This is a genomic window from Pantoea sp. F_5, from assembly GCF_008631595.1.
GTDB lineage: Bacteria > Pseudomonadota > Gammaproteobacteria > Enterobacterales > Enterobacteriaceae > Pantoea > Pantoea gossypiicola.
On sequence record NZ_VWUO01000001.1, the window covers coordinates 483,130 to 505,650 of the forward strand.

Annotated in this window: 19 protein-coding genes; all 19 read left to right on the forward strand. The window is 51.7% G+C overall.

All coding sequences use genetic code 11. The annotated features are described in order from the left end of the window. Nucleotides 1-76 precede the first annotated feature (76 nt). The 19 genes from F3I44_RS02225 to rfbC all read left to right on the forward strand — a co-directional run bounded on the left by F3I44_RS02225 (nucleotide 77) and on the right by rfbC (nucleotide 22,485). Nucleotides 77-1,216 (forward strand): polysaccharide export protein, encoded by a 1,140-nt coding sequence (locus F3I44_RS02225; protein WP_150010363.1) that lies wholly within the window; start codon nucleotides 77-79, stop codon nucleotides 1,214-1,216. Between the two features lie 9 nt (nucleotides 1,217-1,225). Further along, nucleotides 1,226-1,660 carry a protein tyrosine phosphatase gene (locus tag F3I44_RS02230; RefSeq protein ID WP_150019259.1) on the forward strand — a complete coding sequence of 145 codons (435 nt, stop codon included), beginning with the start codon at nucleotides 1,226-1,228 and terminating at the stop codon, nucleotides 1,658-1,660. Between the two features lie 12 nt (nucleotides 1,661-1,672). Next, nucleotides 1,673-3,850: a tyrosine-protein kinase Wzc gene (wzc, locus tag F3I44_RS02235; RefSeq protein WP_150019260.1), complete on the forward strand. Its 2,178-nt coding sequence runs from the start codon at nucleotides 1,673-1,675 to the stop codon at nucleotides 3,848-3,850. A 275-nt stretch (nucleotides 3,851-4,125) separates the two neighbouring features. Continuing rightward, nucleotides 4,126-5,265, forward strand: coding sequence for an EpsG family protein (locus F3I44_RS02240; RefSeq protein ID WP_150010357.1), 1,140 nt, complete (start codon nucleotides 4,126-4,128; stop codon nucleotides 5,263-5,265). A gap of 11 nt (nucleotides 5,266-5,276) precedes the next feature. Beyond that, complete coding sequence (locus tag F3I44_RS02245) at nucleotides 5,277-5,981, forward strand: SGNH/GDSL hydrolase family protein (protein WP_150010355.1); 705 nt, start codon at nucleotides 5,277-5,279, stop codon at nucleotides 5,979-5,981. Nucleotides 5,982-6,015: 34 nt separating this feature from the next. Next, complete coding sequence (locus tag F3I44_RS02250; protein ID WP_150019261.1) at nucleotides 6,016-7,194, forward strand: acyltransferase; 1,179 nt, start codon at nucleotides 6,016-6,018, stop codon at nucleotides 7,192-7,194. 74 nt (nucleotides 7,195-7,268) lie between these two features. Next, nucleotides 7,269-8,186 (forward strand): glycosyltransferase family 2 protein, encoded by a 918-nt coding sequence (locus F3I44_RS02255; protein WP_150019262.1) that lies wholly within the window; start codon nucleotides 7,269-7,271, stop codon nucleotides 8,184-8,186. Between the two features lie 69 nt (nucleotides 8,187-8,255). Further along, entirely contained in the window at nucleotides 8,256-9,008 is a 753-nt protein-coding gene (locus F3I44_RS02260; RefSeq protein WP_150010351.1) for a glycosyltransferase family 2 protein, read from the forward strand. A 46-nt stretch (nucleotides 9,009-9,054) separates the two neighbouring features. Further along, nucleotides 9,055-10,089 carry a glycosyltransferase gene (locus tag F3I44_RS02265; protein WP_150010349.1) on the forward strand — a complete coding sequence of 345 codons (1,035 nt, stop codon included), beginning with the start codon at nucleotides 9,055-9,057 and terminating at the stop codon, nucleotides 10,087-10,089. An 82-nt stretch (nucleotides 10,090-10,171) separates the two neighbouring features. Further along, complete coding sequence (locus F3I44_RS02270; RefSeq protein WP_150019263.1) at nucleotides 10,172-12,388, forward strand: phage tailspike protein; 2,217 nt, start codon at nucleotides 10,172-10,174, stop codon at nucleotides 12,386-12,388. Nucleotides 12,389-12,546: 158 nt separating this feature from the next. Then, complete coding sequence (gene wcaK, locus F3I44_RS02275) at nucleotides 12,547-13,809, forward strand: colanic acid biosynthesis pyruvyl transferase WcaK (RefSeq protein WP_150019264.1); 1,263 nt, start codon at nucleotides 12,547-12,549, stop codon at nucleotides 13,807-13,809. A 4-nt stretch (nucleotides 13,810-13,813) separates the two neighbouring features. Then, entirely contained in the window at nucleotides 13,814-15,037 is a 1,224-nt protein-coding gene (locus F3I44_RS02280; RefSeq protein ID WP_150019265.1) for a glycosyltransferase, read from the forward strand. Further along, entirely contained in the window at nucleotides 15,034-16,374 is a 1,341-nt protein-coding gene (locus F3I44_RS02285) for a lipopolysaccharide biosynthesis protein (protein ID WP_150010341.1), read from the forward strand. Before F3I44_RS02280 ends, F3I44_RS02285 begins: the two co-directional genes overlap by 4 nt. Before the next feature lie 277 nt (nucleotides 16,375-16,651). Then, on the forward strand, nucleotides 16,652-17,554 hold the full coding sequence (gene galF / locus F3I44_RS02290; RefSeq protein WP_150019266.1) for a UTP--glucose-1-phosphate uridylyltransferase GalF: 903 nt from the start codon (nucleotides 16,652-16,654) through the stop codon (nucleotides 17,552-17,554). 42 nt (nucleotides 17,555-17,596) lie between these two features. Beyond that, entirely contained in the window at nucleotides 17,597-18,610 is a 1,014-nt protein-coding gene (galE, locus tag F3I44_RS02295) for a UDP-glucose 4-epimerase GalE (RefSeq protein WP_150013639.1), read from the forward strand. A 434-nt stretch (nucleotides 18,611-19,044) separates the two neighbouring features. Then, complete coding sequence (rfbB, locus tag F3I44_RS02300) at nucleotides 19,045-20,124, forward strand: dTDP-glucose 4,6-dehydratase (protein ID WP_150019267.1); 1,080 nt, start codon at nucleotides 19,045-19,047, stop codon at nucleotides 20,122-20,124. After that, a complete protein-coding gene (gene rfbD / locus F3I44_RS02305) occupies nucleotides 20,124-21,011 on the forward strand; it encodes a dTDP-4-dehydrorhamnose reductase (protein WP_150013643.1) in 888 nt (295 codons plus the stop codon). Before rfbB ends, rfbD begins: the two co-directional genes overlap by 1 nt. A gap of 44 nt (nucleotides 21,012-21,055) precedes the next feature. Then, nucleotides 21,056-21,937 carry a glucose-1-phosphate thymidylyltransferase RfbA gene (rfbA, locus tag F3I44_RS02310; protein ID WP_150019268.1) on the forward strand — a complete coding sequence of 294 codons (882 nt, stop codon included), beginning with the start codon at nucleotides 21,056-21,058 and terminating at the stop codon, nucleotides 21,935-21,937. Next, nucleotides 21,937-22,485, forward strand: coding sequence for a dTDP-4-dehydrorhamnose 3,5-epimerase (gene rfbC, locus F3I44_RS02315; protein ID WP_150019269.1), 549 nt, complete (start codon nucleotides 21,937-21,939; stop codon nucleotides 22,483-22,485). Before rfbA ends, rfbC begins: the two co-directional genes overlap by 1 nt. Nucleotides 22,486-22,521 lie beyond the last annotated feature (36 nt).

Here is a 22,521-nt window from a genome sequence, read left to right on the forward strand (position 1 = left end):
GGATTTACTTTTTGTTGGACGCTTACACAGCGGCGGTTTCGCCTCTATCAATAAATAACTGATAGCGAAGATCTAAATGATTACAATCAAAATGAAATTGATACCCTTGCTGGTATCCGCCACATTCCTTGTCGGGTGTACAGTCGAACCCGGTTCTCGTCTTTCTACATCAGGAAAAGATGTTATTGAGCAACAGGATAGCAACTTTGACATTGATAAATATGTCAACGTCTTCCCATTAACGCCTTCACTGGTTGAGAAAATGCGTCCTAAGCCTCTGGTGGCTCAGGCGAACCCTTCACTGCAGAACGAAATTCAGAACTATGAATACCGTATCGGTGTAGGCGATGTCCTGACCGTGACGGTCTGGGATCACCCGGAACTGACAACCCCTGCGGGTCAGTACCGTAGCGCCAGCGACACCGGCAACTGGGTACATTCTGACGGCACTATTTTCTATCCCTATATTGGCCGTGTACGTGTAGCAGGCCGTACTGTTAGCGAAGTGCGTAATGAAGTGGCACGCCGCCTGGCACAGTACATTGAAAGCCCACAGGTTGATGTGAGCATCGCCTCGTTCAAGTCACAGAAAACCTATGTCACCGGTTCGGTGACGACCTCAGGTCAGCAGCCAATCACTAACGTGCCATTGACGATTCTGGACGCGATTAACGCCGCTGGCGGCCTGGCCGCTGATGCTGACTGGCGTAACGTTGTACTGACGCACAATGGCCGTGAACAGCGCGTCTCTCTGCAGGCACTGATGCAGAATGGCGACCTGAGCCAGAACCACCTCCTCTATCCAGGCGATATCCTTTACGTTCCGCGTAACGATGATCTGAAAATCTTCGTGATGGGTGAAGTGAAGCAGCAGGCGACCCTGAAAATGGACCGCAGCGGCATGACGCTGGCGGAAGCACTGGGCAACGCGGCCGGGATGGATCAAACCACCTCTGATGCCACCGGCGTCTTCGTTATCCGTCCACTGCGCGGCACCGATCGCAATAAGATTGCCAACATCTATCAGTTGAACACCAAAGATGCGGCATCCATGGTGATGGGAACCGAATTCCAGCTTCAGCCATATGACATCGTATATGTCACCTCAACGCCGCTGACGCGCTGGAACCGTGTGATCTCGCAATTACTGCCAACCATTGCGGGTATCAACGATGTGAGCGAGAGCGCACTGCGTATCCGCAACTGGTCGAACTAAGGTCTGACCATGATTACGTCCGTGTTAGTCGTTTGCGTTGGCAACATCTGCCGCTCTCCGACCGGAGAGCGCCTGTTTAAACGTGCGCTGCCCGATTTAGATGTTCGCTCTGCCGGCCTGGGGGCGCTTGTCGGCCACCCGGCCGACAAAATGGCATCCTCCGTTGCCGAAGCGCAGGGTCTGTCGCTGGAAGGCCATCAGGCACAACAGTTAACGGCCGAAATGTGCCGCAACAGTGACCTGATTCTGGTCATGGAGAAGCGACATATTGAACAGGTGAATCGCATCGATCCCGCCGCACGTGGCAAAACCATGTTGCTTGGGCACTGGCTCAATCAGAAAGAAATTGCGGATCCGTACCGAAAAAGCCGTGAGGCCTTTGAAGAGATTTACGGATTACTGGAAAACGCTACCCAGAAGTGGGTCAACGTATTAAGCCGATAGTTGGGATTATCCATGAATATAAAAAATAAGGTCAGAACCGCGCCGGGCGAGGAGTCGAATGGATGGGATCTGGCGCATCTTGTGGGACAGCTAATTGACCATCGCTGGATCATTGTTGCCGTTACTGCATTTTTCATGCTGGCGGGAACACTCTACACACTGTTTGCGACACCGATTTATAGCGCTGATGCGTTAGTTCAGGTTGAGCAGAAGAATGCCAGCACCGTTCTGAACGAGATTGACAGCATTCTGCCACCGACGCCTGCCTCTGATACGGAAATCGAGATTCTGGAATCCCGTATGGTCATCGGCAAAACCGTTGACGATCTGGGCCTGGATACCGTGGTTGAGCAGAACTACTTCCCGGTCATCGGCAAGGGTCTGTCGCGTCTGATGGGCAACAAACCCGCCAGTATCGCGATTTCGCGCCTGGAAATCCCACGCACTATCGACAAACGTAACGTTGAACTGGAAGTGACCGGTCCGACTAGCTACACCGTCTCTAAAGATGGCGATGAGCTGTTCAAAGGTAAAGTTGGCCAGTTGGAGTCGCACGGCGACATCAGCATGCTGGTCAGCGAGATTCACGCCGATGAAGGCACCAGCTTCACCGTGACCAAGCTGAATGACCTGCAGGCGATCCGTTCTGTGCTCTCTAACCTGACCGTGGCAGACAAAGGTAAAGACACCGGCGTGCTGGGTCTGGAGTATCTGGGTGAAGATCCGGAGCAGATCAGCAAAGTGCTGAACCAGATTGTAAATAACTATCTGTTACAGAACGTTGAACGCAAGTCAGAGCAGGCCGAGAAAAGCCTGGAGTTCTTACGCACTCAGCTGCCTGCCGTTCGCAGCAAGCTGGATGAAGCAGAGAACAAGCTGAACACCTTCCGTCGTCAGAACGAATCTGTTGACCTGTCACTGGAAGCGAAATCTGCCCTGGACTCCTCTGTCAGCGTGCAGAGTCAGTTAAACGAACTGACCTTCCGTGAAGCAGAAGTCTCACAGCTGTTCACTAAAGATCACCCGACTTACCGCGCGCTGCTGGAAAAACGCAAAACGCTGGAAGGTGAGCAGGCTCAGCTGAACAAGAAAATTTCTGGCATGCCACAGACTCAGCAGGAAATCCTGCGTCTGACCCGTGACGTTCAGTCTGGTCAGGAGATCTACATGCAGCTGCTGAACCGTCAGCAGGAGCTGGGCATTAGCAAGGCGAGCACCGTGGGTGATGTCCGCATCATTGACAGCGCGCAGACAGCTAACGCGCCGGTTGCACCGAAGAAGATGCTGATCATTGCCGCAAGCCTGATTCTGGGTCTGTTCGTGTCAGTGGGTCTGGTTCTGCTGAAAGCACTGCTGCATCACGGCATCGAGAACCCGGATCAGCTGGAAGAGCTGGGTATGAATGTCTATGCCAGCGTTCCACTGTCTGACTGGCAGCGTAAAAAGGATACCGAAGCACTGGCGCGTCGCGGCAGCAAGGTGAAAACCGATCCGCACGAAACGCTGCTGGCATTGGGTAATCCGACTGACCTCTCCATTGAAGCGATTCGTAGCCTGCGTACCAGCCTGCATTTCGCCATGATGGAAGCGAAGAACAACATCCTGATGATCACCGGTGCCAGCCCGGGTATCGGTAAAACCTTTATCTGTGCCAACCTGGCGACGCTGGTCGCGAAAGCAGGTCAGCGTGTTCTGTTTATCGATGGCGACATGCGTCGTGGTTATACCCACGAACTGCTGGGCGCGGATAACAAATCTGGCCTGTCAAACGTGCTGTCTGGCAAAACTGAGTTCAGCCCGGCGCTGATTCAGCAGGGCGTGTACGGTTTCGACTTCCTGCCACGTGGTCAGGTTCCGCCAAACCCGTCTGAGCTGCTGATGCATCGTCGCATGGGTGAGTTGCTGGATTGGGCGAGCAAGAATTACGACCTGGTGTTAATCGATACGCCACCAATTCTGGCCGTTACCGATGCCTCCATTATCGGTAAGCTGGCCGGCACCTCACTGATGGTGGCGCGTTTCGAAGCCAACACCACCAAAGAAGTGGACGTCAGCTTCAAACGCTTTGCCCAGAACGGTATTGAGATTAAAGGTGTGATCCTCAACGCCGTGGTGCGTAAAGCGGCTAATTCATATGGCCATGGTTATGACTACTATGCCTATGACTACAGCAAGCCCGAAAAAAGCTGATCATTGAGTAATAAACAGGGGGCGGTCTGACCGCCCCTTTTTATCGTCCCTTTGAATGACGACACGCATCAATTTACACAGGTTATTCTGTCCAAACCCACTAAAGCGATACCTCTATAAATCGCATGGCGAGCGTCACTCAACAGAATTCATCACCAGCATGGCATCGCCTGCACGCAAATTGTGACCGTGCTATCAGACCCGGAAAAGCAAGCCGGGAAGGCGAAGCGTGATTATTGCTGGCATGAGAACTTGTGGAATTAAGGAATCACACCATGGCTCCATATTGGTATGTATCAGGCTTTTTACTGCTGCTTTCGCTGTTTGAAATATTGCTGAAAAAAGACGAACGCACCTCCCATATTCTGACTTATCTGCTCTGCATCGCGACCGTGACGCTGATTGTGTTCGGCGGTATCCGCGGACTTGGCACGGGCATGGATGATTATCAGTACCGCAGCTTCTTTGAAGATTTCGTCCGGCGCATCGAGGTCAATGGCTTCTTCAATACCGTGGCATTTTTCCGCTATGAACCGCTGATCTTTGCCATTGCCTGGCTGACCAGTCTGTTTTCCCATAATGCCAGCGCCTTTCTGTTTGTCTTCGCGATCCTCGCGGTGGGGACGAACGCCATCTTCTTTAAAAAGATGTCACCTTATCCGGTGCTGGCACTGGCGCTCTATTCGGCCCATATCTTCATCAACAAAGATGTTAACCAGATCCGTTTTGGTCTGAGCTCGGCACTTTTTCTGGGGGTGCTCTGGACGCTTTATCTGAAGCGTTACTGGCTGGCGTTTGGCTTCTTTGTTCTCTCATTTATCAGCCACAATACCGCGGTCATGGTGGTCACGCTGATCCCCTTCCTGTTCCTGCGTGAACGTCGCTGGTTCCCGATTGCGATTATTGTATTGAGTATTCCGGCGTCGAAAGTGGGTGGGATGGGCTTCGTTACAGCCATTGCCGGCCATCTGGGGGGATTAGGGGAGAGGGCCGCTGGCTACAACAATGACAACGCAGCGACAGCCAGTACCGGCAGTGTTTTCTCGGTCTCGAACCTGAAAAACGTGGCGCTGGTCTTTATTTTTGTCTACTTCATGCTGTCGAACCGCCTGAAGCGTGACAATTATGATGTCTGGCGACTGAATTACCTGCTGATTATTACCTTTGCAATCGGCGGGGGTATCAGGATCTTTTTGTACAACTACTCATCGGGCGCTCGTCTCTCAAACTACCTCCTGCAGGTAGAGCCAATAGTGCTGACGCTGTTGATCTACCAGTCTAAGAGAGCCTGGAAGCCCGCGATGTTTGCGATGTTTGTCTTCTTCCAGATGTACTACCTCTACTACAACACCATCTCGCTTAAACAGGCGGTTGTTGGGTATGAAGTGGCGCGTGAATTTAAGTTAGTTCACTAAGAGAGCTGAAAATGATTCGACTCCTTCCCCTGTTAGTGCTTGCTGCACCGTTACTGGTGCAGGCAGCAGATGCGCCGGCTGCGGTTGTCATCGCAGCCTATGGCGACTCGACAACCGCCGGTGTGATCTCTTCTGGCGGACGTAATGTCATCAGCAAAGAGAATGAAATGAGTTATCTGCAGCAGATGCTGCAGGAAAAATATGGCCCGGATATCCGTATTGAGAATCATGGTTCGCCAGGCGCGCAGGTTTCAGAACTGATTAACGCGAAAGAGAGCTGGGAACAGCGTATGGCGCAATCCGATGCCAGCATCATTCTGATCAACTATGCCATCAATGATGCGCGCGTCTTTTCCGGTAAGAACCACGCTCATGGCGCGGAAAGCCCGCAGGATTTTAACCGTATCCTGACAGAACTGGTGAAAACGGCTAAAGCGCATGGCAAACAGGTGGTGCTGCAGCAGCCTAATCCGCTGTGTGGCCGTGCAGAGCAATGGAATGTCTGGCCTTATGTCTATCAGATAAATGCGGTAGCCCGCGAACAGCAGGTTCCGGTGGTAAGACAGTATGAACTGATTAAGCAGCAGAAAACGTGGAACAGCCAGATGTCTCCTGACTGTATTCACCCGACGAAAGAGCTTTATCAGATAAAAGCACAGCAGACGTTTGCGCTGCTGAGCCAGAATTTTGATGCCGTTTTTAAATCGACTCACTAATTAAGTTATTTAAAAACAGAAGGAGCAGGGCGGTATGTACGTACTCATGATGGTGCTGTCATTAATTATGGCACTGATGGTATTACGGTTGTTTTCATTCCATCGCGGCGTTTATAACGGCAGCGGTATTAAAAGTATCTCGGGATTGCGTGCGCTGCTGGCCAGCATCGTCGCCTTTTCACACTTTGCACATTACGTCTATTCACTCGACCATGAGTGGGTTTTTGATAAAGACTATTTTGCATGGGTGTCGCAGGGAAACTTTTTTGCCAACTCCGGTAAATTTGGTGTCGCCCTGTTTTTCATGATCTCTGCTTTTCTGTTCTATCGCTGGCTGGACAACGACAAGCTGACTCCCGCTGAACTGACACGCAAATTGCTGAAGTCACGCGTGCGACGCATTGTGCCGATGTTCTGGTTCTCTGCACTGCTGATCGTGGTCATCGGCTGGTTCAGTGGGGATGTGGTTGCGAGCGGCGCAATGCTGGTGGACGGTCTGCGCTGGTTCCTGTTTATCGGCAATTACCATATCGGTTCAATTCCGACGGCTAATATCAACGCCGGTGTCGAGTGGACGCTGCGACTGGAATGGCTGCTCTATCTGTCGATTCCGTTCATCTACCTGCTGAATCGTGCCACCGGTGGCCACTTTAAGATGCTGCTGATCATGGGGTCGATTGGCGGGATTTTAGCCGTCGCTATCGCGCTGCGTCTCTGGGGCACCGCCTATACCGATCCCCGTCCGGTGCTGGGCTTTGCGACCGGCTATCTGGCATGGCATTACCGCGACCGCTTTATGGCTTTCCGCTCCTCGGGTCTGGCGGCGGCACTGGCCATTGCTCTGGCCGTTATCGCGCTGTTCTTTACCAGTAGTACGTTCTACTACCTGATTTTCCTCTGCCTGCTGGCCGTGGTGTTTTTCATTATCAGCAGCGGCAATTCGCTGTTCGGCCTTCTGGAAAGTAAAACCCTGATGTCGGTCGGTGAGGTCAGCTACAGCCTCTATCTGATTCACGGCATCGTGCTCTATTTCATCAAGATGATTCCAGAATCATTGATTCAGCATAACTTTATCTTCTACACCTTGCTTTCCACGCTGTTCTTTGTGGCCTCCTTCTATATCGCCAGACTGACCTATCTCTGCGTTGAGAAGCCATTTATCACCAGCAGTCAGAAGAAAAAAGAGGCGGCCAACGCTTCGGCAACAATTTAGGACATCACCGGTTACCCTGCCACGTCCAAACGTTATATATTTGAATTGTAATTGTTTTTAATGAGGTGCTGGCAATGAAGGACATTCGCTTCTCTATCGTGATCCCCGCTTACAATGCGTCAGAATCGATTGTAACCACGCTGGATTGTGTTAAAGCGCAGACGTATCGCAATTTTGAAGTCATCATCGTGGATGATAAATCTGCGGATGCCGCCGCGCTGGCGGAGGTGGTTCGCAGCGAACGCTACCAGGATCTCGACATTAATCTTGTGCTCTCTGAGGTCAAGCTCAACGGGGCCGGTGCGCGTAACAAAGGTATCGAGCTGGCGACCGGTGATTATGTCAGCTTCCTTGACGCCGATGATGAGTGGGCCGCGGACAAACTGCAGCAGGTGAGCGAAAAAATTGCGCAGCTGGAAGCCCAGGGCAAAAAGAACGTCGTTATTTTCAGCCAGGTGAATATCTATCAGGATGGCAACTTCCTGAAAGTGATGCCGATGCAGCCACCGGGTAAAAATGAAACCGTCGCGGAATATCTGTTCGGCTGCTATGGCTTTATCCAGACCAGCACCATTGTGCTGAAGCGCGAAGACGCGGCGAAGATTCAGTTTGATACCCGCTACATCCGCCATCAGGATTATGATTTCTGCATTCGTGCCGACCGCATGGGCTATGACTTCGTGATGATCGCCGCACCGCTGGCGAACTACCACCTGGTCACGAAATTTGGCTCTAAACACAAAGGCGAATCGGTGAACTACTCGATGTTCTGGCTGGATAGCATGAAGCCGCATCTTACCCCGCGTGATATCCACACCTACAAAGCCTTTAAGCTGCCGCTGCGCTACAAAATGGATGGCAAGTCGCTGATGGCGAGTCTGAGCTTTGCGCGTTACTTCTTCCTCACCAATAAAGACAACCGTGCTTATTTTATGAACCGGGTTAAAGACAAGGTCAAAGCACGTTTCGGCGGTGAGAAAGCACTCTCCTGACGCGCGCCGCGCCTCGTTCTGCTCCTGACGCCGGGAGCACCTCTCTTTTCGTTTAATTCAGGGTTGAAGATGAATACTTCTGTTGGAACCGTTGGCATTGTCATGCCTATGTATAATGCACGTCAGACGGTATTACGCGCTGTGCAATCGGTTATCAATCAGCGCTATACCGACTGGCACCTCTATCTGGTCAATGATAAGTCCACCGATGACTCGCTGGAATTTGTGCGCGAGCATTGTCAGGATCCGCGCATTACTATTCTGGATAACGCGGTCAACATGGGCGCAGCAGAGACCCGCAACGTCGGGCTGCGCGCGGCGACTGAAGAGATTATCGCTTTTCTCGACAGCGACGATGAGTGGCATGCCGATAAACTGACCCAGCAGGTTGCGGCCATCGCGGCCGGTGATGATTTTGTCATTACCGAGTATCACTACAAAACCCGCAAGGCTGAGCACGACATCACCTACAGCAAACCGTACCTGCAGCAGGAAAACTTTGTGAAGAAACAGTATCGCGTCTGTTTTTCTTCCGTCTGTTTCCGCCGTCCACCCCAGGGGCTTTTCTTTCAGCGCAAAGGCCATGAAGATTTCCTGTTTTTGTATGAATTATTCACCCGCTATAAGCAGGCGCGCGTAATTCAGACGATTCTGGTCAACTATTACGAATTAGGCGATTCCCTTTCACGCAATAAAAATAAAGCTGCCCAATGGCACCTCGAATTATTAAGAATTATCTATAAAAACAATCCTTTAAAAATCTATTACTATTACGCCTGGTATATGGTGAATGGTGTGCTGTTTACCCTTAAGCATCGTTAAGCCTGTCGGCAGGATTGTCTTTAAAATTTGAGGTGGATAGCGTTTCATGAAAAAAATTGTCCTGGTGATCAAAGATGCTTATTCGTATGCGGGCACCGAGAACATCTGTAACTTTATGTCAGAGTGTCTTGGCGAAACGCATGACGTCACCATCTACTCGCTGGAAGGCAGCGGTAAAACCTTTTATCCGTTTGAGCATGTCAGAGAAATCGTCAGCTTCGAAGGCCAGAGCAACCCGATTAAAAGCGCGGTAGCGCGAATCAACGAAGAGGGTTTTGATACCGTCTTCCTGATCAGCATGGGTCGCCTGAGCGTGATGTTCGCCTTCTGGAATCTGCTGGCCATGAAGAAGAAGCGGGGCAAAGCCTACGCCTGCGAACATATCGCCATTAACTCCTTCAGCAAACCGATTAAGTTCCTCAAGTTTCTGCTGCTGCGCTATTACGACCGCGTGATTGTTCTGACCGAAAAAGATCATCAGGTGTTTAGTCGCTGGCGCATTCCCAGCAAGCCCATCCCAAACCCGGTGGTCTACAAAGGCTATCAGCGTCAGACCCGCCATCGTCAGGCGCTGGCGGTGGGCCGTCTGGATAACCAGAAGGGCTTTGATCTGCTGCTGGATATCTGGCGCGACTTCGTCCGTACTCATGCTGACTGGACGCTGGTGATTGCCGGTGACGGCGAACTGCGTCAGCAGCTGCATGATCAGGCGGCCGTGCTGGGCATTACCGACAGCGTGAAGTTTGTCGGCAAGGTCAGCAATATCAATGACTACTATCGCGACAGCGATATGGCGCTGATGACGTCGCGCTATGAAGGTTTACCACTGGTGCTGCTGGAAGCGAAATCCTGGTCACTGCCGGTCGTCGCGTATGACTGCCCGACCGGGCCGCAGGAGATCATCAACCACGGTGAAGATGGATTCCTGGTCCCGATGAATGACAAAACCACGTTCCTGGCCCGAATGGAGCAGCTTGCCAGCGATGACGCGCTGTTCTATGCCATGAGCGAAAAAACCAAACAAACCGCGCTGAAATTTGACGGTAACCAGATTAAGCAAAGCTGGCTGTCATTGGTTTAACAGAAGCTGGAAAAGCTCACTTGCGACGTGCCTCAGGGACACCGCCATGGCCAATGGCCTTATTGACTACGGGAATTGATGCATGAAAAGAAGAGAAGTTTTACAGACCGCCGCCTCCGCTCTGGTGGGGGCTCTCTCCGTGAGCACCTTTTCCAGCTACGCTGCAAAAAGTAACGGCATTGCCCTGAAGCCGGTTGATGCGGCTGCTATCCCTAAAGGCGACGTGCCTATCCTGACGCCAGAAAATGTCTACGCCATGCCACCCCAGTTCTGGCAGGGCTTTGAGGGCAAACTCTGGATTGGTAAAGCGGGTGTGGATGCCAGCAAACCGGGTAACCAGATTCCGGTCTTCCTGCGTGATGCCAGCGGGAAAGTGTCTGAGATTGCTCAGCCTATCGCGCTGAACAAGGGCAACTTCGCCCAGTTTATTCAGGACAACGCTGCACTGATTGCCGATCCTTCTCATTCGATGACGGTCGAGGACAATAACGGTCAGACCCTGTTTAATATCGCCGATGTCAGCCGTCCGGGTGCTGCTGATTTCAGTCAGCGTCTGGCGCAGCCGGCGGGTTATCAGCTGATTGGTGAGATCGCGTCTGTCGCGGAGTTACGTAAAACCCGTCCGCTGTTTGAAGGGGCCAAGGTTAAGCTCAAAAGCTGGCATGAAGGACGCGAAGTGGGCGGCGGTGAGTTTGTCGGTAGCTTCCAGTCCACTCAGAATGATGGCGGCGTAAACATTGCCGGTGAAGGCTTCTCATGGCGTCGTGTGGTAGACGATTTCAATCGTCTGACGCTGTTTGATTTCGGTGCGATTGCCGATGGCCAGACCGATACGGCCCCGGCCATTATGGCGATGTTCAATTGGTCGCAACAGGCTAACCAGCAAATCTGCGTCCAGTTCCCGGCCGGTACTTTTATGGTGTCCGCCTGTAACCTGGGCGAGAAGAATCTCAATCTATTCCGCATCTCAGGGGCGATGGTTAACTTCGGCTACTTCCCGGCGACTACAATTGTCTCTGATGGTAAGTCAGATTTCGTTTTTGAGATGAATGCCCGTCGGGTCGAGCTTTCTAATCTTATTTTTAACGGTAATAGCGATAAAAGCCCGAATCAGCAGGGCTTTTTCCATAACACTTGTCCTGGCGGACAATTTTTCCGTGGGGCCTGCCTGCGCTTTACCGCAGTAGGCGGCACGGCCATCAGTCTGCAGGATACGCTCGATTGCAAAATCGATCAGTGGTATGCCTCACGCTGCTCAGGTGATGTTATTAAGTCGGGCTGGTCAGGGCAGAAACAGGGCAACTGGGATCACAGCACCGCCATCGAGCTGTCAAACTTCAATGCGCAGCACTGTCGCGGCGGCAAGGTGCTTAACCTGGCGCGCTGCGCCCAGTCGATAATTCACAATGGCTGGATTGAGCACTGTGATAACCCAGGCGATATCTCCAACGGCCAGTGGATTATCGATGCACTAAGCCTGGAGGATTGTAAGAACCCGCTTATCGCCCATAACAGCCGCCTGAATATGCGTCAGACCAGTCTGCAGTCGGGCAGCTGGATCGACAATTCCATGCAGGGCGATCGTCTGCTCAGCATCTGGGAGATGGGATCGACCCGTGTGGAGTCTTACGGCGTCGCCCTGGATGGCAGCCTGAATTATAACTACATCACCTCGCGCTGGCGTTTAGAGAACAATACGAACCAGGAGACCTGGTTTGATCTCGGTAGCCTCTACTCACCGACGGTGGGGGATTCGTGGGAGATCGAAATCTTCGGTCAGTCGCAGTTCAGTAACGGCAGTGGCGATAAACCGCTGATGAACCTGATTGGCGACAAGACCACCGGCGGCCGCGCAGTGATCCACGTGCAGCGCAAGAAAGACCTGTCGGAAGCGAGCTGGTCGGCAGAAGGCAGCAGCCCGATTGTGGATGTGCGCTATGTGGCTGAGCATGACACCGATGTCCGTATCTTCGTCAAACTGGCGGGCTGGACGCCATCGGCGGCCGTGCTGGTGAAAACCACCGGTAAAGATCGCTTTGTTACCGGTCGCTGTGCGCGGGTCAACGCGAAGATGGAGAAGGGCAATCCGCCATCGGGCGACGCGGCCAAACGCGCGCCGCAGCGTTTCAGCCTGCATAACGGCAAAGCGGGCGTGGGGGCCAACGAGCAGGGCGATCTGCTGATGGCTTCCCGTCCGCTCTCCGCCGATCAGGTCGATACCAGTAAGCCGGAAGGCTTTGTTTCCGTGGTGATCAACGGTAAACAGGTTGCGCTGCCTTACTTCGCGATTAAGTCATAACCCCTTGTATCAGGGCCGCCAGAATGGAGGCGGCCGGTTTAACAGGAGCAGTACCTTTGGGTGCGTTATCCCGTAAAGCATTACTTTAAACAGAGTTCATTTTGCCCATTTCGGATCTGGGCGGCTTACAGAATTAAAAAAATTTATTCGGAGTTGTTATGAAAATTTTATTGGTGGGTAACCATACGTGTGGAAATCGCGGGGATGGCGCGATTCTTCGTGGACTGATCGATTCGATGAAGTCTGCACGCAGTGATTTAGACATTGATGTTATTAGCCGTTATCCAACCAGCTCCGGTTATCTGCTCCAGCAGGATATTCAGCAGGATGCGCTGTATCTGCACAACAGCAAATCGGGTAAAGGCCTGGTCGGTTCGTTTAAGCGTAAAGTGGCGAACCGTCTGATGCCCGATATCATGATGGCGCACCTGGGCAAAGGCGGGATCTTTAAGTCGTTCGCTGTGCCGCCTCACCTGAAGGCCTTTACTGAAAGCCTGGCAAAATATGATGCGATTATTCAGGTGGGCGGATCCTTCTTCGTCGATCTCTATGGCGTGACCCAGTTTGACCATGCGCTCTGTGCGCTGATGGCGAAAAAGCCGATCTATCTGATCGGCCACTCAGTGGGACCTTTCCAGAACCCGCGCGTCAATGCGCTGGCAAATTTCGTTTTTGATCGGGTCGACAGCCTGGTGCTACGTGAATCGGTCAGCCTTGACCTGATGAAGCGCGATGGCGTGACCAGCTCTAAAGTTGCCTCTGGCGTGGATACGGCATTCCTGGTACGTGCGCGTGAAGTGGAGAATCCGAGCCACAATCTGCGCTACTGGCAGGGTATTATCGATGGCCGTAAAACCATCGCGATCACCGTACGTGAACTTGCGCCATTTGATAAACGTCTTGGCGTGACGCAGAAGGAGTATGAAACAGCCTTTGGCCGTGTAATCAATGCGATGATTGCTGAAGGCTATCAGGTCGTCGCCTTCTCCACCTGTACCGGCATCGACAGCTATGCCAAAGATGACCGTATGGTGGCGCTGACGCTGCGTGACCACGTGGCGCAGCCAGAACATTACCATGTCATTATGGACGAGTTTAATGACCTGGAACTGGGCATCCTGCTGAGTCACTGCCATCTGACCATCGGTACACGCCTGCACTCGGCGATTATCTCCATGAACTTTGGCACCCCGGCTGTGGCGATTAACTATGAGCACAAGTCGATGGGTGTGATGAACCAGCTTGGTCTGCCGCAGATGGCAACCGATGTGAAAAGCCTGATGGACGGCTCGCTGATCGACAAGGTGAAAACGGTCCTTGCCGACTACGACAACATCAAGCTCAGGGTCGACACGGCCGTTGCGAATGAAAGGGAAATTGGCAACCGGATCACTGAAGAGATTCTCAAAGTATTAGGGTAATGTGATGAAACTGACTTTTTTCACCATGCGTTTCCCGGTTGCCTCTGAGACATTCGTACTAAATCAGGTGACCCATTTTATTGATGCCGGTTACGAGGTGGAGATTATTTCAGTCTTTCCCGGCGATTTAGTGAACCGGCATGCGGCGTTTGATGAGTATGGTCTGGCGGCGAAGACCCACTATCTGCTGCCGGAAGAGAAAGTCTCGATTGTTGATAAGCTGAACCAGCGTATCAAACTGGTGCTGCCAAAAGTGACGAAGCCGTCGCTGCTGCGTTCGCTGAATGTGCGCCGTTATGGCGCGCAGTCCAGCAAACTGCTGCTGCCGTCGATTGTGGCGAATGCTAAGCAGACCTTTACCGCAGATGTGTTTCTGGTGCATTTCGGCTATGCCGGTGCACTGGCAAACAAGCTGCGTGAACTGGGCGTGCTGAAGGGTAAACAGGCGACCGTGTTTCATGGCGCTGATATCTCCCGCCGTCACATTCTGGAAGAGCACAAACTCGATTACGTCAATCTGTTCCGCCAGAGTGAGCTGATGCTGCCTATCAGCCATCTGTGGGAGAACAAGCTGATTGAGATGGGCTGCCCGCCGGAGAAAATTCACGTGACGCGTATGGGCATTGAGCCGGAGAAGTTTAACTTCCAGCCGCGCCAGGCGTTCCATAAATCGCTGCGTATCGTTTCGGTGGCGCGTCTGACCGAGAAAAAAGGGCTGGATGTCGCGGTGAAAGCCAGCGCCATCCTGAAACAGCGTGGCGGTCAGTTTCAGTACACCATTATCGGCAACGGCGATCAGGATGAGATGATGCGTGATTTCATCGCCCAAGAGGGGATGGAAGATTGTGTCAGCATGCCGGGCTTTAAGCCGCAGGAGGAGATTCGTCGTGCGCTTAGCGAGGCTGACATCTTCCTGCTGCCGTCTAAAACCGCCGCAGATGGCGACATGGAAGGGATTCCGGTCGCACTGATGGAAGCGATGGCGGTTGGCCTGCCCGTGGTCTCTACCTTCCACAGCGGCATTCCGGAGCTGATTGAGAACAATGTTTCTGGCTGGCTGGTAGAAGAGGACGACCCCGATGCGCTGGCGGAAACGCTGCTGAAGTTGTCTCAGGGTGAAGTGGATGTGGCACCCGTGGTTGCCGCGGCACGCCACAAAGTCGAGACTGAATTTAATCAGCATATCGCCTACGGCGAACTGGCACAGATTCTGGAGCGACTGGTGTGAGTGGATTTAAGTCACAGGCAATTTGGCTGTTCGGCAGCACCTGCTTTTCTGCGGTTCTGCAGGTTGCACAGCTGAGCTTTCTTGCCCGCAAACTGGAAACCCACGAGCTGGGGCTGTTAGCCATTATCAACGCCATCCTGGCGGTGGCGGGTGTGCTGCAGGATATGGGAATGAGCAGTTATCTGGTGCATCGCCAGAACATTACCCGTCGTGAGCAGAGCACTATCTACTGGGTCAACGTCTCCCTCAGCCTGTGTACCGGGTTGATCATGTTGCTGATCGCCTTCCCGGTCTCCTGGTTCTATCACCTGCCGGAGCTGACCGGGCTGATCATGCTGACCAGCCTGAACTTCCTGGTGCTGGGGCACCTGTCGCAATATCAGGCGCACTACATCAAAACCAAGCGGATGGTGTCGCTGGCGAAGATTGAGATGGGCACCAAGCTGTTTGCCTTCCTCTGTGTCGTGGCGATGCTGGAGTTCACCTCGCTGACGGTGTCGGCGGCGATTCTGGGTCTGTTCATCAACGCCTTTACCCGCATTCTCTGCATGATTGCACTGGGTGAGAAGTCATGGCGTCCGACCTGGGAGTTCGACAAAGCGACCTTCTTCGGCGCGATTCGTTATGGCAGCTATCAGCTCGGTTCGCAGACCATTAATCAGCTGCGTACCCAGGCGGATGCGCTGGTGGTCGGTAAAGTCATGGGCGCTGAGATGCTGGGCGTTTACTCGCTGGCGAAAGAGCTGGTGCTGCAACCGCTGAAGCTGGTCACGCCGGTCATTAACCGTCTGGCACTGCCGCGCTTTGCTGAGAAACAGCATGATGCCGAGCAGCTGAAAAAGCTGTTCCTGAAAGGCACGCTGGGGATCATGCTGTTCAGCAGCGCCATGTATCTGGCTATTGGTATCTTCTCGCCGGTTATCGTGCGTGTGCTTTATGGCGCGTCACATGAGCAGGTCTATCACCTGATCCCGCTGATGCTGCTGTTTGGTATGCTGCGGCCGATGGGGGGGCTGACCGGCGCGATTTCCCAGGCCAACGGACGTACCAACGTTGAGTTCTACTGGAACATCGTGGCGAGCATTGTGGTCCTGATGGTCCTGGCGACCACCTTTATCTGGCCAAACGTGCTCTACGTCGCGCTGACGCTCTCCATCTCGCAGATCCTGATCTCGGCACTGGCTCATCCGTTCTTTATCAAGCCGGTAATTGGCATTCGGTTTATTCCTTATGCCCGACAGTGGGTGGCCGTGTCGGTGGTCTTTGTTGGCGTGATGCTGCTGGTAAATCACTTTAATCTGTTTGTGATGCCAGAGTGGTTTGAAGGCTGGCTCTGATTATAAAGCGTTATATCGACGGGCGGCCTGAGGGTCGCCCGTTTTCATTTATAGCTGGTCTCAGCCCTGCAACGAAGAGTGCTGTAGATCACAGTAGCAATATTCGATTACTGATTGTCTTTGTTCAGTTTATGGTGTCGCTGGCAATGGGCAAAATGCCGAATTTCCAAGTTATGACAGAGAGTTACTGTCCGCTTTTCAGATAAAGATTATACTTGCTCTTCCGGCCGATCCTGCATAATCGACCCACATCTTCATTTTATTAAACGGAATAAATATGACCAAGCTTAAAGCAGTAATCCCGGTTGCGGGCCTCGGTATGCATATGCTCCCTGCGACTAAAGCCATTCCGAAAGAGATGCTGCCTGTCGTCGACAAACCGATGATTCAGTACATCATTGACGAGTGTGTTGCCGCAGGTATTAAAGAGATTGTGCTGGTCACGCATGCATCGAAAAATGCCGTAGAAAACCACTTCGACACGACCTATGAGCTGGAAGCGCTGCTTGAAGCGCGCGTGAAACGTCAGCTGCTGAGCGAAGTGCAGTCTATCTGCCCGCCAGGCGTAACCATCATGAACGTGCGTCAGGCACAGCCGCTGGGCTTGGGCCACTCCATTCTTTGTGCCCGCCCGATGATCGGTGATAACCCGTTCGTGGTCGTACTGCCAGACGTTCTGCTGGATGACTCTACCGCTGACCACATGCGTTACAACCTTGCTGCGATGGTTGCCCGTTTTGAAGAGACCGGCCACAGCCAGGTCCTGGCGCAGCATATGCCCGCGTCCAATCTCACTGAGTACTCGGTAATCACCACTGCAGAGCCGATCGATCACCCTGGCGACATCAGCACCATTACCGATTTCGTTGAGAAGCCTGAAGATACCACCGGACTGAACTCTGATCTGGCTGCGGTAGGCCGCTATGTGCTTTCTGCTGATATCTGGGCGGAACTGGAGCGCACTGAGCCAGGCGCCTGGGGCCGTATCCAGCTGACCGATGCGATCGCCAGCCTGAGCAAGCATAAAACCGTTGATGTTTCTCTGCTGACCGGTCAAAGTTTCGACTGCGGTCGTAAACTCGGTTACATGCAGGCGTTCGTCTCTTACGGACTGCGTAACAACGCGCAGGGTCGCGATTTCCGCGAAGCTATCCAGACGATTCTCGCAAAACAAAAGTAATTAAATCGCCGCGTCATACGCGGCAGATTGAAAGGAGCTCACATGGCAATTTTAGTCACGGGCGGAGCAGGCTATATCGGCTCCCATACGGTACTGGCGCTGTTGCAGCGCGGTGATGATGTTGTGGTTCTGGATAACCTCTGCAACGCCTCACGCGAAGCCATTAACCGCGTGGAGAAACTGGCGGGTAAAAAAGCGACCTTCGTTGAGGGCGATATCCGTGACCGCGCCTGTCTGCGTGACCTGTTCGCAGCCAACAGCATTTCAGCCGTTATTCACTTCGCAGCGCTTAAAGCGGTGGGGGAATCGACGCGTATGCCGCTGGAGTACTACGAGAACAACGTGGCGGGTACTGTCGTACTGCTGGAAGAGATGCGTGATGCCGGTGTCTGGAACTTCATCTTTAGCTCATCAGCGACCGTCTACGGCGCAGATGCACCGGTTCCTTACGTTGAGACTACGCCAATTGGCGGCACCACCAGTCCGTACGGCACCTCCAAGCTGATGACCGAATTCGTCATGCGCGACTTCGCCAAAGCAGAGCCGAAGTTTAAAGCGATTGCCCTGCGTTACTTCAACCCGGTTGGCGCGCACGAGTCTGGCGAAATCGGTGAAGACCCGACTGGCATCCCGAACAACCTCCTTCCTTATATCGCGCAGGTCGCGATTGGTCGTCTGGAGAAGCTGGGCGTGTTTGGTGGCGATTACGATACGCCAGACGGAACCTGTCTGCGTGACTACATCCACGTGGTTGACCTGGCGGAAGGGCACCTGAAAGCGCTGGACCATCTGAGCAAAGTTGAAGGTTACACTGCCTTCAATCTGGGCGGCGGCAAAGGCTTCTCCGTGCTGGAGATGATCAAGGCGTTTGAGCAGGCTTCCGGCAAGGCGATCCCCTTTGAGATCAAGCCGCGCCGTGACGGCGACCTGCCTGCGTTCTGGGCCGATGCATCACTGGCTAACAGCGAGCTCGACTGGCGCGTGACGCGCGGCATCGATGAGATGATGCGTGACACGTGGAACTGGCAGAGTAAGAACCCGGATGGGTTTCGGTAGTTGAAAAGAAAAGGCGAACTTTGGTTCGCCTTTCTTATATTTGAGTTGAATTATCTTACCAGTCTTTTCCCACTATTCTGATTGCATCATCCTGACGCATCAGCAACTATCCCCAGCCCGATAAAATGCTCATTAGTTGAACTAACACCCCAGGCATAATCGCATTTTATTCGTAATAGCTATACCTGAGTGATAGAATTTATGATTGTTGAATGATAAACCCACTTAAATAATTTCATTAATAAAGTGATATCAATCAACGAAATGCTGGACATCTGGCGGGTTCATGTTGTCAGCACACTCATTCGGTCAAAGATAATCAGCATCGTGGGAGCTGTAACCCAGGGGCGGTAGCGTGCTCTGAAAACGCTTGTGATTGTCTGCTTTTTTTCAGGCACCCATGCCTCAGATAGCTTGTCAGGAATAAACACGTTATGAAGATACTTATCACTGGTGGTGCAGGTTTTATCGGTTCAGCGGTTGTACGTCATGTTATCAACAATACAAATGATGAAGTCATAAACGTTGATAAACTAACCTATGCAGGCAATCTTGAATCGTTAAAAGAGGTAAGCAGCAATCCACGCTACACCTTTAAGCAGATCGATATCTGCGACGGTCAGGCTATTACTGAAGCATTAAATGAATTTCAGCCTGATGCCATCATGCATCTGGCCGCTGAAAGCCATGTAGACCGCTCAATAACTGGTCCGGCTGAGTTTGTTCAGACCAACGTGGTGGGTACCTATGCACTGCTGGAAGCGACCCGCCAGTACTGGAGCGCCTTGCCGGAAGAACGTAAAGCAGCTTTCCGTTTTCATCATATCTCGACTGATGAGGTTTATGGTGACCTGCCGCATCCGGATGAAATGGATGGTGAATTACCGCTATTCACTGAAGAAACGCCTTATGCACCCAGCAGCCCTTATTCCTCAACGAAAGCAGCGAGCGATCATCTGGTTCGTGCATGGGGCCGCACCTATAAATTGCCAGTCATCGTAACTAACTGCTCTAACAACTACGGTCCTTATCATTTTCCGGAAAAACTCATTCCACTGATTATCAGTAATGCGCTGGAAGGCAAACCGTTACCCATCTATGGCAAAGGCGACCAGATCCGTGACTGGCTCTATGTTGAAGACCACGCGCGCGCGCTCTATACCGTGGTTAAAAATGCAGAGACCGGCACGACTTATAACATCGGTGGACATAACGAAAAGAAAAATATCGATGTTGTGTTGAAAGTCTGCGAACTGCTTGATGAGCTGCGTCCAAAAGATACACCTTACAGCGCTCAGATTACCTATGTTCAGGATCGTCCAGGGCACGATCGCCGCTACGCCATTGATGCCGCTAAGATTGAAAAAGATCTGGGCTGGAAACCGGAAGAGACCTTTGAAACGGGTCTGAAGAAAACCGTTGAATGGTACCTTAACAATTCAGAGTGGGTTGAGCATGTGAAGAGCGGTGCGTATCAGAACTGGATCGAACAAAACTACGAGAAGCGTAGCTAATGGATATTCTGCTTTTTGGTAAAAACGGACAGGTGGGCTGGGAATTGCAGCGTGCGCTGGCTCCGTTGGGCAATTTAATTGTGGTCGATCGTCATTCCCGTGACTACTGCGGTGATTTTGAAAATCCTGAAGGTGTTGCTGAAACGGTTCGCAAAATTAAGCCAGCGGTTATCGTTAATGCCACGGCTTACACTGCGGTCGATAAAGCGGAATCTGAACAGGATAAAGCACGGCTGGTTAACGCTACTTCTATTGAAGCTTTGGCTGCAGTCGCCGAAGAGACAGGGGCATGGTTAATCCATTACTCTACCGACTATGTTTTTGACGGCTCTGGTAATCAACCATGGCGCGAAGACGATGCTACTGCGCCGCTTAACACCTACGGTCAGACCAAGCTGGAAGGGGAGCAGGCTATTGTCAGCAATATGACGAAATACCTGATTTTCCGCACCAGCTGGGTCTATGCCGCGAAGGGTAACAACTTTGCCAAAACAATGCTGAAACTGGCAAAAGACCGGGAATCCCTGTCAGTAATAAACGATCAGTTTGGTGCACCTACCGGCGCTGAGCTTATTGCAGATAGCACTGCGCACGCAATCAGAGTAGCGCTGAAGGATGAGGCCGTTGCGGGCATTTATCATCTTGTCGCGTCGGGTGAGACCACATGGCATGCCTATGCCACTAAGGTGATTGAGTTTGCGAAAGCGCAGGGCGTCGAACTCCAGGTAAAAGCTATCAACGCGGTACCAACCAGTGCATTCCCGACACCGGCTAAACGACCGGCGAACTCGAGACTCAATACAGACAAGTTTCAACAGGCCTTTGGTCTGAATCTGCCTGACTGGACGGTCGGCGTTGAACGTATGTTGCTCGAAGCGCTTATTTAATAGAAACAGGCCGTTATGGCGGCCTGACTAATTAAGGTGAAATTGTGAAAAAGAATAAAGGCATTATTCTCGCTGGTGGCTCAGGAACGCGCCTCTATCCGGTAACCATGGCGGTCAGCAAGCAGTTGTTGCCGGTTTACGACAAGCCAATGATTTATTACCCACTCAGTACGCTGATGCTGGCGGGCATTAACGATATTCTTATTATCAGTACGCCGCAGGATACGCCGCGCTTTGAAAGTTTATTGGGTGATGGTTCCCAGTGGGGTATCTCAATTCAGTATAAAATACAGCCGAGTCCGGATGGTCTGGCTCAGGCATTTATCATCGGCGAAGAGTTCATCGGTGACGATTCAGTTGCCCTTATTCTGGGTGATAATATTTTCTACGGGCATGACCTTTACAAGCAGCTTGAAACAGCATCTCTTAAGGATGATGGGGCAACCGTCTTTGCTTATCATGTTAACGATCCTGAGCGTTATGGCGTTGTAGAATTCGATAGCGAAGGTAAAGCTATATCACTGGTAGAAAAACCTGAGCATCCACGAAGCAATTATGCGGTAACCGGGCTCTATTTTTACGACAACAGCGTTGTTGAGATGGCAAAGAATCTTAAGCCGTCGTCACGCGGTGAACTGGAGATAACGGATATCAACCGTATCTACATGGAGCAGGGCAAACTTTCAGTTTCCATCATGGGTCGTGGACATGCCTGGCTGGATACCGGTACGCATCAGAGCCTGATGGAAGCTAACAATTTTATCCAGACTATTGAATCACGTCAGGGTCTTAAAGTCGCTTGCCCGGAAGAAATTGCCTTCAGAATGGGTTTTATCGATAAAGCACAATTACAGGAACTGGCAAAGCCATACCTGAAAAATGAATATGGTAAATACTTGATGGCGCTGGTGGAAGGGCGTTTATAATGAAGATTATCGATACTAAAATTGCTGATGTAAAAATTATTGAGCCTAAAGTGTTCGGTGATGAACGCGGGTTTTTTATGGAAACATGGAATCAGCAGAAATTCGAAGAATTGGTTTCACCGCGTACTTTTGTACAAGATAATCACTCAAAATCTTCTAAAGGTATTTTACGAGGTTTGCATTATCAGACGGTAAATACCCAAGGTAAGCTTGTTCGTGTTGTTTCAGGTGAAGTCTTCGATGTGGCCGTTGATATGAGAAAGTCATCACCAACATTTGGAGAATGGGTAGGAGTATATCTTTCTGCTGAAAATAAGCGCCAGTTGTGGGTTCCAGAAGGTTTTGCTCATGGATTTTATGTAACTTCTGAAAGTGCCGAATTTGTTTACAAATGCACGGATTATTACAATCCTCAGCATGAACATTCGTTACTGTGGAATGATTCATATCTGAATATCAATTGGCCGATCTCTGATGGTGAAACTCCTGCTCTGTCTGCGAAAGATAAAGACGGAATAAAATTTTCACAAGCAGTAACCTTTGATTGATTCCTGAAAATAAGGATGCGTTATTTACGCATCCTT

Bases quoted from the DNA above. Each gene is read 5' to 3' on its own strand.
- wzc (WP_150019260.1), top strand. From the start codon at position 1,673: ATGAATATAAAAAATAAGGTCAGAACCGCGCCGGGCGAGGAGTCGAAT.
- F3I44_RS02255 (WP_150019262.1), top strand. From the start codon at position 7,269: ATGAAGGACATTCGCTTCTCTATCGTGATCCCCGCTTACAATGCGTCA.
- F3I44_RS02265 (WP_150010349.1), top strand. From the start codon at position 9,055: ATGAAAAAAATTGTCCTGGTGATCAAAGATGCTTATTCGTATGCGGGC.
- F3I44_RS02225 (WP_150010363.1), top strand. From the start codon at position 77: ATGATTACAATCAAAATGAAATTGATACCCTTGCTGGTATCCGCCACA.
- F3I44_RS02240 (WP_150010357.1), top strand. From the start codon at position 4,126: ATGGCTCCATATTGGTATGTATCAGGCTTTTTACTGCTGCTTTCGCTG.
- rfbD (WP_150013643.1), top strand. From the start codon at position 20,124: ATGGATATTCTGCTTTTTGGTAAAAACGGACAGGTGGGCTGGGAATTG.
- F3I44_RS02245 (WP_150010355.1), top strand. From the start codon at position 5,277: ATGATTCGACTCCTTCCCCTGTTAGTGCTTGCTGCACCGTTACTGGTG.
- galF (WP_150019266.1), top strand. From the start codon at position 16,652: ATGACCAAGCTTAAAGCAGTAATCCCGGTTGCGGGCCTCGGTATGCAT.
- F3I44_RS02250 (WP_150019261.1), top strand. From the start codon at position 6,016: ATGTACGTACTCATGATGGTGCTGTCATTAATTATGGCACTGATGGTA.
- F3I44_RS02260 (WP_150010351.1), top strand. From the start codon at position 8,256: ATGAATACTTCTGTTGGAACCGTTGGCATTGTCATGCCTATGTATAAT.
- F3I44_RS02280 (WP_150019265.1), top strand. From the start codon at position 13,814: ATGAAACTGACTTTTTTCACCATGCGTTTCCCGGTTGCCTCTGAGACA.
- wcaK (WP_150019264.1), top strand. From the start codon at position 12,547: ATGAAAATTTTATTGGTGGGTAACCATACGTGTGGAAATCGCGGGGAT.
- rfbB (WP_150019267.1), top strand. From the start codon at position 19,045: ATGAAGATACTTATCACTGGTGGTGCAGGTTTTATCGGTTCAGCGGTT.
- F3I44_RS02230 (WP_150019259.1), top strand. From the start codon at position 1,226: ATGATTACGTCCGTGTTAGTCGTTTGCGTTGGCAACATCTGCCGCTCT.
- galE (WP_150013639.1), top strand. From the start codon at position 17,597: ATGGCAATTTTAGTCACGGGCGGAGCAGGCTATATCGGCTCCCATACG.
- rfbC (WP_150019269.1), top strand. From the start codon at position 21,937: ATGAAGATTATCGATACTAAAATTGCTGATGTAAAAATTATTGAGCCT.
- F3I44_RS02270 (WP_150019263.1), top strand. From the start codon at position 10,172: ATGAAAAGAAGAGAAGTTTTACAGACCGCCGCCTCCGCTCTGGTGGGG.